Source organism: Butyrivibrio sp. NC3005, from assembly GCF_000424545.1.
Lineage (GTDB): Bacteria > Bacillota > Clostridia > Lachnospirales > Lachnospiraceae > Butyrivibrio.
Window position 1 is genome coordinate 116,798 of the sequence record NZ_KE384208.1, and the last position, 12,138, is coordinate 128,935.

The 12,138-nt window shown below is 36.5% G+C and carries 10 protein-coding genes and 1 rRNA gene; all 11 read left to right on the top strand.

The window, feature by feature from the left end:
- Positions 1–126: 126 nt before the first annotated feature.
- Positions 127–1,548, top strand: coding sequence for an acyl-CoA carboxylase subunit beta (locus tag G634_RS0117065; protein ID WP_026506285.1), 1,422 nt, complete (start codon positions 127–129; stop codon positions 1,546–1,548).
- A 12-nt stretch (positions 1,549–1,560) separates the two neighbouring features.
- Positions 1,561–1,950, top strand: coding sequence for an OadG family transporter subunit (locus G634_RS19865; protein ID WP_051234243.1), 390 nt, complete (start codon positions 1,561–1,563; stop codon positions 1,948–1,950).
- A gap of 29 nt (positions 1,951–1,979) precedes the next feature.
- Positions 1,980–2,339 (top strand): biotin/lipoyl-containing protein, encoded by a 360-nt coding sequence (locus tag G634_RS0117075; RefSeq protein WP_026506286.1) that lies wholly within the window; start codon positions 1,980–1,982, stop codon positions 2,337–2,339.
- 28 nt (positions 2,340–2,367) lie between these two features.
- A complete protein-coding gene (locus G634_RS0117080) occupies positions 2,368–3,525 on the top strand; it encodes a sodium ion-translocating decarboxylase subunit beta (protein ID WP_026506287.1) in 1,158 nt (385 codons plus the stop codon).
- Positions 3,526–3,633: 108 nt separating this feature from the next.
- Entirely contained in the window at positions 3,634–5,046 is a 1,413-nt protein-coding gene (locus tag G634_RS0117085) for an oxaloacetate decarboxylase subunit alpha (RefSeq protein ID WP_026506288.1), read from the top strand.
- A 235-nt stretch (positions 5,047–5,281) separates the two neighbouring features.
- Entirely contained in the window at positions 5,282–7,447 is a 2,166-nt protein-coding gene (locus G634_RS0117090) for a glycogen debranching protein (RefSeq protein WP_026506289.1), read from the top strand.
- Between the two features lie 253 nt (positions 7,448–7,700).
- Positions 7,701–8,426, top strand: a complete 726-nt coding sequence (locus tag G634_RS0117095; protein ID WP_155830626.1) for a hypothetical protein — start codon at positions 7,701–7,703, stop codon at positions 8,424–8,426.
- 110 nt (positions 8,427–8,536) lie between these two features.
- Positions 8,537–9,211: a response regulator transcription factor gene (locus tag G634_RS0117100; RefSeq protein ID WP_026506291.1), complete on the top strand. Its 675-nt coding sequence runs from the start codon at positions 8,537–8,539 to the stop codon at positions 9,209–9,211.
- Positions 9,212–9,272: 61 nt separating this feature from the next.
- Positions 9,273–10,727 (top strand): sensor histidine kinase, encoded by a 1,455-nt coding sequence (locus G634_RS0117105; protein ID WP_242826840.1) that lies wholly within the window; start codon positions 9,273–9,275, stop codon positions 10,725–10,727.
- Between the two features lie 36 nt (positions 10,728–10,763).
- Positions 10,764–11,609: a hypothetical protein gene (locus G634_RS0117110; protein ID WP_026506293.1), complete on the top strand. Its 846-nt coding sequence runs from the start codon at positions 10,764–10,766 to the stop codon at positions 11,607–11,609.
- Positions 11,610–12,051: 442 nt separating this feature from the next.
- Positions 12,052–12,138 (top strand): 16S ribosomal RNA (locus tag G634_RS19870); the annotation flags it as partial.

A 12,138-nucleotide genomic window follows, 5' to 3' on the forward strand; every position in this document is an offset into this window, starting at 1 on the left:
CAAAAAATACCGATAATTATGTGTGTACTTCTAATTATTTATGATACAATATAGAATGTGAAAAGTTGCGACATGATTTTGGAATTCATGTCTTAATGTCAACATATATTTTATGGAGGTAAGGAAATGAGTAGTACTTCACAAGCGAGTCAAAGAATAAATGCTTTACTCGATGAGAACAGTTTCGTGGAAATCGGTGCTATGGTTACTGCAAGAAACACAGATTTCGGATTGAAACAGACCGAGACACCTTCCGATGGCGTTGTCACAGGCTATGGTGTTATAGACGGAAATCTTGTGTATGTATATAGCCAGGATGCATCTGTTTTGGGTGGTTCTGTAGGTGAAATGCATGCAAAGAAGATTGCACGTCTTTATGATTTAGCAGTAAAAATGGGAGCACCAGTAATTGGTCTTATCGATTCTACAGGAATGCGTCTGCAGGAGGCAACTGATGCACTTAATGCATTTGGCAATATTTATGCTCAGGAAATAGCAGCTTCAGGTGTTGTTCCTCAGATCACAGCAGTGTTTGGTAACTGTGGAGGTGGACTTGCGCTTGTTCCAGCACTCTCTGATTTTACATTTATGGAATCTTCTAAGGCTAAGATGTTCGTAAATTCTCCTAATGCTCTTAAGGGAAATTATGAAGAAAAGTGTGATACATCTGCAGCAGCTTTCCAGAGCTCGAAAACAGGAGTTGTAGATGTAGTTGCTGATGAGGCAACTATCTATGCTGAAATTCGCAATCTTGTAAGCATGCTGCCTTCTAATAATGAAGATACAGATGTTTTTGATGATTGTTCTGATGAACTTAATAGAACACTTGAGAACTTTGATGGTGCAGTTGCTGACCCTGCACTTTCACTTGTTATACTTTCTGATAATGGTACATTCTTTGAGACAAAGAGAAACTTTGCTCGTGAGATGGTAACAGGATTTATTCGTCTTAATGGAGTTACTGTAGGTGCTATTGCTAACAGAACAGCTGTATTTGATGAAAGTGGAAAAGAAGTAGCAAAATTTGATGCTGTTTTAACTGCTGATGGATGTGAGAAAGCTGCAGATTTTGTTAAATTCTGTGATGCTTTTAATATTCCAATTGTTACATTTACAAATGTAAAAGGCTTTGAAGCAACAACATGTTCAGAGCGTAGAATTGCAAAGAAAGCAGCATCTTTAGTAGCTGCATTTGCAGAGGCTACAGTGCCAAAGGTAAATGTCATTACATCTAAGGCATTTGGTAGTGCATATGTTGTTATGAATTCTAAGGCTGACATCAATATTTGCTGGCCCGATTCTGAAATCGGAACACTCGAGGCTGATATGGCTGCAAAGATTCTTGGCGATGGCAAAGCTTCTGATGAAGTTGCCAAAATTACTGATGAGTATGCAAAACTTCAGAATAGCGCAACTAGTGCTGCAAGAAGAGGTTATGTAGACGAAATCATTGAGCCTGCTGATACAAGAAAGTATGTTATCGGTGCGTTTGAAATGCTTTTTACTAAAAAGGAAGAACATCCTGCAAAGAAGCATGGCACAATTTAAGGAGGAAATGAGATGATAGGATTAATCGCTGGTTCACAAATATCATTTCTTCTTGGAGCTTCCAATACGGTAGCTGAAGGTGGTGTAGTCATGCTCGAAGAGGCTGGTGTTAATACACTTCTCGGAATGGGTATGGCATTCACAGTTTTGATTTTGATCAGCCTGATTATTTCTCTTTTTCCTATTTTGACAGGTGCTAATAGAAAGAAGGAAGTTAAACCTGCGAGTGTGGCTAAGGAAGTTACACCTGCACCGGTTGTAGAAGAGGAAGAAGAGGATCTTTCAGATGATGCAGAGCTTGTAGCAGTTATTGCAGCTGCTATAGCTGCGTATGAAAAAACTGCGCCAGTTGAAGGCTTCCAGGTTCGTTCCATACGTAAGAGAAGAAACATTAGACGATAAAATCAAGTGAGTGATGGAGGATATCAATCATGAAAAATTATACAATTACAGTTAATGGTAACGTTTATGACGTAACTGTTGAAGAAGGAGAAGGATCTGCTGTATCTAGCGCAGCTCCAAAGGCAGTTGCTCCAAAGGCACCAAAGGCTGCCGCTAAGAAGAGTGCAGGTGCTGGTTCAATTAAGGTTGAAGCTGGTGCAGCTGGTAAGGTTGTTAGAGTTGACGCTGCAGTAGGTGCAAACGTTAAAAAGGGTGACACAGTTGTTACTGTTGAATCTATGAAGATGGAAATTCCTATGGTTGCTCCTCAGGATGGTACAGTTGCAAGTATCGATTGTGCAGTAGGTGACTCCGTAGAAGCTGGTGCAGTTCTTGCTACTCTTAACTAATAAAAACTGATTCTGTGGAGGTTAAACAATGGATAAAATTGTTGAAACTTTAACGAATCTCTGGAATCAGACCATGTTCATGAATGACCAGATTGACTGGCGTAACTATGTAATGATTCTGGTGGCATTCGTATTTTTATATCTTGCCATCGCGCACGATTTCGAACCGCTTCTTTTGGTTCCAATCGCATTTGGTATGCTTCTTGCTAATATCTATCCGGATATTATGGCAAAGACAGCTGCGGATGGCAGTGGTGGTGGATTGTTCCAATATTTCTATAAGTTGGATGAATGGTCAATTTTGCCATCTATTATTTTCATGGGTGTAGGCGCGATGACGGACTTTGGACCACTTATTGCTAACCCTAAAAGCTTTTTGATGGGTGCTGCAGCACAGTTTGGTATATTTGCTGCATATTTCATGGCAATCGCTATGGGATTTAACGGCGAAGAAGCTGCTTCTATTTCCATTATCGGTGGTGCTGATGGTCCTACATCTATCTTCCTTGCTACAAAGCTTGGATGTACAACACTTCTTGGACCGATTGCAGTTGCTGCTTATTCCTACATGTCACTTGTACCGATTATTCAGCCTCCAATCATGAGAGCACTTACAACAGAGCATGAGCGTACAATTCGTATGACACAGCTTAGACCTGTTTCCAAGGTAGAAAAGATTCTTTTCCCAATAGTAGTTACTGTTGTTGTATGTATGATTCTTCCTACAACAGCTCCTCTTATTGGTATGCTCATGCTTGGTAATCTTTTCCGTGAATGTGGAGTTGTTCATCAGCTTCAGGAGACAGCTTCAAATGCACTTATGTATATTGTAGTTATCCTTCTTGGAACAAGCGTAGGTGCTACAACTACAGGTTCAAACTTCCTTAATGTTACAACACTTAAGATTGTTGTCCTTGGTCTTATTGCATTTGCAGTAGGAACAGCAGCAGGTGTACTTCTTGGAAAGATTATGTGTGCAGTAACACATGGAAAGATTAATCCACTTATAGGCTCTGCAGGAGTATCCGCAGTTCCTATGGCAGCACGTGTATCACAGAAAGTGGGTGCCGAGTATGACCCATCTAACTTCCTTCTCATGCACGCAATGGGACCCAACGTTGCCGGTGTTATCGGTACAGCAGTAGTTGCTGGTACATTTATGGCAATTTTTGGAATTGGAGCATAAATTAGTAGTTAGATGTTTAACAGTGCGATTAATCTGGAGACAAATCGATAGTTTAATCGCATATTTCGAAATACATTTATGATTTTTGAAATCAATTAGGAGGATAATATGGCTGATATAGAGAAAAAACCGGTAAAGATTATGGAGACGGTTCTGCGTGATGCACATCAGTCCCTGATCGCAACCAGAATGCCAATTGAACAGATGCTTCCTATCGTAGATACAATGGATAAAGTTGGCTACGCTGCAGTTGAATGCTGGGGTGGTGCTACATTTGATTCATGTCTGCGTTTCCTTAAGGAAGATCCATGGGAGAGACTTCGTAAATTAAAAGCTGGTTTTAAGAATACCCCACTTCAGATGCTTCTTCGTGGTCAGAACCTTCTTGGTTACAGCCACTATGCAGATGATACAGTTGAGGCTTTTGTAGGCAAGTCAATCGAAAATGGTATTGATATTATTCGTATCTTTGACTGTCTTAATGACCTTAGAAACCTTGAAACATCTGTAAAGGCTTGTAAGAAGTTTGGTGGACAGGCTCAGATTGCTTTGTCATACACAATTGGTGAAGCATACAATGATGAGTACTGGATGAATATTGCACGTCAGATTGAAGAAATGGGTGCAGATTCACTTTGTATTAAAGATATGGCAGGTCTTCTCTTGCCAGTAGAAGCTGATAAGCTTATCAGAGCACTTAAAAAAGGTACAAAGATTCCTGTAGAACTTCATACACACTACACTTCTGGTGTTGCCAGCATGACATACTTGAAGGCAATTGAAGCTGGTGTAGATATTATTGACTGTGCAATTAGCCCATTCGCACTTGGAACTTCTCAGCCAGCTACAGAAGTTATGGTTGAAGCCCTTAAGGGAACAGAGTTCGATACAGGCCTTGACCAGAAGCTCTTGGCTAAAATTGCTGATCATTTCCGTCCTTATCGTGAAGAGTGCCTTGAAAGTGGTCTTATGAGCACCAAAGTTCTTGGTGTTAATATCAAGACTCTTATGTATCAGGTACCTGGCGGTATGCTTTCGAACCTTACAAAGCAGCTTTCAGATCAGGGCAAGCTTGATAAACTCGAGCAGGTTCTTGAAGAAGTACCAAGAGTTAGAAAAGATCTTGGTGAGCCACCACTTGTTACACCTTCATCACAGATTGTCGGAACACAGGCTGTTATGAATGTACTTATGGGTGAGCGTTACAAGATTGTTCCTCAGCAGACAAAAGATTTAGTACTCGGTAAATATGGACAGACAATTAAGGAAATGGATCCTGAAGTTGTTAAGAAGTGTATTGGTAATGAAGAAAGAATTACCTGTCGTCCAGCTGACTTGATTGAGCCTCAGATGGATAAATTCCGAGAAGAATGCAAGCAGTGGGCTACATGTGATGAAGATGTACTTTCTTATGCATTGTTCCCACAGGTTGCAACAGATTTCTTCAAGTATCGTAAGGCGCAAGAAAATGGTGTTGATTTGACAAAAGCTGACACCAAAAATGGCGCATATCCTGCGTAATAAAAGTTCAATGTAGATTCATAAAGAAAATAGTTTCGTTTTTGTTTTTACATGGAATTTAAGAATTATCGCTTTATACAAGCGTAAAAATAAAGGCGAACGATTTATTTCGTTCGCCTTTTGTAGTAATAAGATTCGATAATTACTGTTATATGTGTTAAAATTAATATAGCAGTTCATATAAATATTTTTATAGCTCTAATCATATTATAGATTATAAGGAAGGCTGTTTCTTATGAGTGATTTCAGAAGGCGCAGAATTGAGAAGAAAACCTTAAGAGAGCATCGTGGCGCAGAATTGCGTAAAAACGATATCAATAGGCAACTTCTAGCTCTTGATGAAATATCGGGGTATCGTGTTCGGCCAGGTTACTGTGAACTTAGCGGTGCAACGGCGATAACCGATGGAGTAAATTTTACAGTTACATCGAAAGGTGCAACTAGTATTACGTTGCTCTTGTATCATAGAGGAGAATCAGCTCCTTTTGCTCAGATTCCTTTTCCAGATAGTTATCGAATAGGATATGTTTATTCGATGATTGTTTTTGGTGTCAATATTGAAAATCTAGAATATTGTTATTCGGTTGATGGTCCATGGGATCCATCAGCGGGATTATTATTTGATAAAAATCACCTACTTCTTGATCCATATGCTAAAGCTGTTAGCGGACAACGAATCTGGGGACAAAGTACTAGCCAAAATGGTACTTATAGAGCTAGAGTTGTGCGTGATAATTTCGAGTGGAATGCTACTCAGCAGTTGAATTATCGAATGGATGATTCTATAATCTATGAACTTCATGTGAGGGGATTTACAAAGGATTCAAGTTCTAATGTTGAAAATCCTGGTACTTTTGATGGAATTAAAGAGAAAATTCCATATTTAAAACATTTAGGTATAACAGCAGTTGAACTTATGCCTATTTTTGAATTTGATGAAACAAGAGATAAAAGAGAAGTTAATGGAAGGACCTTGCTTGATTATTGGGGGTATAATACAGTAGGTTTTTTTGCTCCTAATACAAGTTATGCATCAAAAGGTGAATACAACTATGAAGGTCTTGAACTAAAAAAACTAATAAAAGAATTTAAAGAAAATGGAATAGAAGTAATCCTTGATGTGGTTTTCAATCATACTGCAGAAGGTAATGAATACGGACCATATATATCTTTTAAAGGTTTTGATAATAATGTTTATTATATGTTGACAGCTGATGGAAAGTATTACAATTTCAGTGGATGTGGTAATACTATGAACTGTAATAATCCAATGGTTCAGGAAATGATAGTAGGCTGCTTAAGATATTGGGTTGAAAACTATAGAATTGATGGATTTAGATTTGATCTTGCAAGTATTTTGGGAAGAAATGAAGATGGCGCACCAATGGAACATCCGCCTCTTATTCAAAGATTGGCATATGATCCGATTCTTGGTAAGGCAAAGCTTATCGCAGAAGCATGGGATGCAGGCGGAATGTATCAGGTAGGAAGTTTTCCTGCTTCAAAAAGATGGGCCGAATGGAATGGAAAGTATAGAGATGATATCAGATCATACTTAAAAGGAGAGTATTGGTCTGCTCCTGAAGCGATAAAACGTATAACGGGGTCTATGGATTTATATAATGGCGATTATGTAGGCTATAATTCATCCATTAATTTTTTGACCTGTCATGATGGTTTTACAATGTATGATTTATATTCATATAATGGAAAACATAACGAAGCTAATGGCTGGAATAATACTGATGGAACGGATGATAATAGAAGTTGGAACTGTGGTGCAGAAGGAGAGACAGACGATCCTAATATTATAGCTCTTCGTTATCGAATGATGCGTAATGCTATAACAGTGCTTATGTGCTCTCGTGGAACTCCTATGATTCTGGCAGGAGATGAATTTGGCAATACTCAATTTGGAAATAATAATGCATATTGTCAGGATAATGAAATATCATGGTTGAATTGGGACAATATCAACAAAAATAAAGATTTTTATAATTTTTATCGAAACGTAATACAGTTCAGAAAAAGACATCCTGCAATTAGAAAGGATTTGGCACCGGCCAAGTGTGGACTACCATATATTAGTTGTCATGCCGAAAATCCAAATAATGAGAATATCACTAAAGACTCTAAAATGATAGGCGTAAGATTTGCTGGGAGTTCCAAAAATAAAGTAGATGACGTTGTTTATTTGTGTATAAATGTTTATTGGGAAGATGTTCCGATTAAACTTCCAGGTATGCCAATTGGTGGATTTTGGTCGTTGGCAATTAATACAGCTGATGAAAATGGAAAATATTTCTATAATCGACCAAAGCCACTTACGCAGGATTTGTGGGTTATGAAAGCAAGGTCTGTGAGTGTATTTGTAGGTAGTTTCCCGACAGATTACAGATGATTTTTGTTTGTTGATATTTATGGATAGGTTATTATTTTCCTGATGAAAACAATAACCTATGACTTCTTGTCACTTATAATCAGAAACTCGCATTTACTGCGAGTTTCGTGAGAACAAAAGTCAAGTGGCAAACTGGTCCAAGGCGAAGCCTTTGTAAATGGCCAGTTTGCGTAGTTTTTGGAACGCAGTGACAAAAATCTATAGATTATGAAAAACAGTGTTCATTATGTTGCGTGGAGCGAGGCGGATGGATATGTCAGATAAAACAGGGAAGGTTGGCGTTTTAGAAAACAATAAAAAAATATCAGGCACTGTTTCGGATTCTTCTAAAAAAGAAACAACAGGTAATGCAAACAATAAAGTGCAGGTAATGCAGAAAAAAGATGAAAAATTTGATGTTGATGGATTTAGTTTTTTGACAAAAGAAGATGCTCAGAAAGCTCAGATGGATATCAAAAAGATTGCATACCTTAAAGAACATGTTAAGTCGGATAGCAGACAGAACATAGTTGCGATTTATTCTAAAGCGATTGAAAGTAAAGTTTTTGGAACTCCTGTTGGATGGAGCTATTTGAATTATTTGCGTACTATCGCAGTGCAGATGGGAGAAAATCCACAAAATCTTCCTTCTATACAAATGAGGAATACCTTTACAGTAAACCATGCAGCATTGCAGAATGATTATGTACCGCCGAAAGTGCAGCCAAAAGCACCGCCTAAAAAAGATTTAAGGCTTATAGCTTTGTTATTTTTAAATATATTTTTGATAATAGTTGTACTGGGAATGTTTTTTATAGCATTTCGAAATCATGGAATGAGTGCAATTGACTATCGAGAAAGTATATTAAATGAATACTCTTCGTGGGATAGTGAGCTTGATGAGAGAGAAAAAATCATCAGAGATAAGGAAAAAGAACTCGGTATAGACAGCAAAGAGACGCAATATCGTAATAATATTGAATCAATCGGAACAAAGTAATTTTATTGGGTCAGACACAGTCTGGCCCATTTTTCACGATAAAAACACATATTTGCTATATATTGTATATTATAAATTAGAATCTGAAAAAACTTGAAAGAAGGTAGAATATGAATAATTTAAAAATATTAGTTGTAGATGATGAAAGTAGAATGAGAAAACTTGTTAGAGATTTTTTGGTAAAGAATGGATTTGATGTAATTGAAGCTGGTGATGGAGTAGAGGCGTTAGATATATTTTTTGAAAATAAAGATATTGCACTAATAATTCTAGATGTAATGATGCCTAAAATGGACGGATGGCAGGTATGTAAAGAAATAAGAGAATACAGTAAGGTTCCAATAATAATGCTAACAGCAAAAACAGAGGAAAGAGATGAACTTCAAGGTTTTGAATTAGGAGTGGATGAATATATCTCCAAACCATTCAGTCCTAAAATTCTAGTTGCAAGAGTTGAAGCAATTCTTAGAAGAAGTGGGAAAGACATGCAGGAATCAATAATACAGGCGGGAGGAATTGTTCTCAACGAAACCGCGCATACAGTTACTATTGATGGGAAATTTTTAGAGCTAAGTTATAAAGAATTTGAACTGTTGGCTTTTTTTATACAGAATAAAGGAATAGCATTATCGAGAGAAAAAATATTAAATAATGTATGGAATTATGATTATTTTGGTGATGCTCGAACAATTGATACTCACGTAAAGAAACTACGTGGCAAACTGGGAGAAAAAGGAAATCTTATAAAGACAATCTGGGGAATGGGCTATAAATTCGAAGAATAAGATAGGATAAAAAGATATGATAGAAAGTTGTAAAGTTAAAAAACCTCTCCGAAGAGATATAATGATCATCTTCTGTACTCTTGTTTTTGGGCTGGTGGCTGGGGTTTTTATTCTAAATAATACCCTGCTTGAACAATATTATATAAAGAATAAAAAACTGGCTATTGTAGATGCTTACAATAGTATAAATACTGCTATGAATACGGGAGATATAAAATCAGAAGATTTTGATATAAGATTAGTCAAAGTCTGTGAAAGATACAATATAGATGTAGTTGTAGTGGATGAAAACTCAAAAATGGTAAAATCGTCTTCTCCAGATTACTTATATCTTCAAAAACAGTTATGGTCTAATATGCTTGGAGGTTTATCGAACAAAAGCAAAAAAAATCCTAGAATCCTTGATCAGACAAACTTGTATACTCTTCAGATTGATACGGACGAAAGAACAAACACAGACTACATGATGTTATTTGGATTTTTGGATAACGGAAATGTGTTTATGATAAGAAGCGCACTGGAAGGAATAAAAGAAAGCGTTCGCATTACCAATCAATTTATGAGTTATGTGGGATTGTTTATTGTGGCTATTGGCGGAGTATTTTCGTTTTTTTTATCTAGAAAAATAACTAGACCAATTACAGAACTGACAAATATTTCCGAGAGAATGAAAAATCTCGAGTTCAATGATAAATATCATAGTCAAAAAAGAAATGAGCTTGATTTGTTGGGAGAGAATATAAATGAAATGTCCGAATCATTGGAAAAGGCAATCGGAGAACTAAAAACTGCGAATCTTCAATTAAAACATGACATCGAGCAAAAAGAAAAAATTGACCAAATGAGAACTGAATTTTTGTCTAATATTTCGCATGAGCTTAAAACACCTATAGCGCTTATTCAAGGGTATGCAGAGGGATTGCAGGATGGAATAAATGATGATGATCCGGAAAGCAGGCAGTTTTACTGCGAAGTAATAATAGATGAAGCATCAAAAATGAATACAATGGTAAAACAGCTTCTAACACTTAATCAACTTGAATTTGGAGATGACAATGTACAATTAGAGCGATTTGATATTGTAGAAGTGATTCAGAATTATTTGAAATCAGCCGATATACTTGCTAGACAGAAAAATGCTACTGTGCAAATGGAACACTATGAACCGATTTTTGTTTGGGCAGATGAATTTAAAGTAGAAGAAGTGCTTCAAAACTATTATAGCAATGCTATAAATCATCTTTCAGGCGAAAAAATTATCAGCATTAAATTATTTCAGAGTGAAAAAACGGTTCGAATATCTGTATTTAATACTGGTGAGCCAATTCCGGAAGAAAGCCTTGGGAGACTTTGGGAAAAATTTTATAAAGTGGATAAAGCAAGGACGAGAGAATATGGCGGAAGTGGCGTTGGCTTGTCGATAGTTAAAGCTATTATGGACTCAATGCATCAGCAGTATGGTGTAAAGAATTATGATAACGGAGTTGAATTTTGGTTTGAATTAGAAACAAAATGACACGAAAAAGCTTTTTGTTGATTCCGGAGGTTTAGCATGCAGAGTGGAAAAATGTGCAAAATTTTAGCACTGTTTTTTGCAACAAGTATGATAGTAACGGGATGTGCAACAGATGATAAAATATCAATCTCATCAAAACGTGGAGAAGATGATTATGATGCAATAATATCGTATGCCTCGTCGCTTTTATTGAAACATTCCTATAACCGGACAGAAAAACTTGTAAAAGTAAAAATGACAGATGAAGACTGGAAGCCTGAAGAAACAGACAATGGTGAGGTAGAAATAAATGATGATGCTGCAAAGTCAAATAGCTCTGCCAATGCGGATGCATCACAAAAAGAAGCAGCTAAAGAAAAAGATTCGGAAGAAAGTAGCGTAAAAGAATCAGGAAAAGAATCTTCAAAGGATGAAACAGCAAAAGAATCCAAAGAAGAAAAAGCTTCAAAGTCGACTAATCTTGGAGATGTATCAGCTTCGATTTCAAAACATATCGAAGGCTTACAGTTATCATATGATGGTTACGAAGTTGCAAAGAACTATCCAAAGGATAAGAAACAGGGAAGAGTTACAGCTGGAAAAGGGAAAAATCTTCTTGTATTAAAGTTTACCTTGAAAAATCCGACAGATAAAGATGTAAAGCTGAATATGAATAAAAAGAAGACAGTTGTTCAAGGGACACTTAATAATACTGGAATAGGTTATTGTGAAATGACAATGCTCGAAGAGGATTTTAGTTCATTTTATGGCACAATAAAGGCAAAAAATGAGAAAAAAGTTGTTATTCTTTGGAAGGTGCCAGAAAAAATAACAGATAAAGTGTCTAAAATTAGTTTGAAATTGAAAATAGATAATGAGACATTTGATTTAAGCATTATGTAAGAATAAAGATTACATTTGAAAAAATGTTTTTTATTGACATACGATTAGAAGGCTCGTATAATGTTTTTTGCTGTCGCTTTACAAAAATAAGTTCTTGACGAGCCCTTGAGCCGCAAATTTATTGGAGTTTAGTTGCTTTTTGAAAAAAATAAAAAAAGCTATTGACAGATTAAGTAAACTGATTTATCATAATAAATGTGTTGAGCAACAAAAAAACTCAACAATATGATAAAAATAGAACTTTGACAATTAAATAGTAATGCAACCCTGAAAATTCCAGCGTTTCAATTAAATTGAAACAAAAGAAATTCAGAGAACAAAACCTAACAAGGTAAATTATGATTGGTTTAGCCACCAATCACCAATTGATTTTAAATCAATTGCGGAGCAGAATTATTCTGAGAAGTCAGTGTAATTCTGAACCAGAGAATAATTGGTATATAAAACTGAGAGTTCGATCCTGGCTCAGGATGAACGCTGGCGGCGTGCCTAACACATGCAAGTCGAACGGAGTTTGTAGAACGGAAGT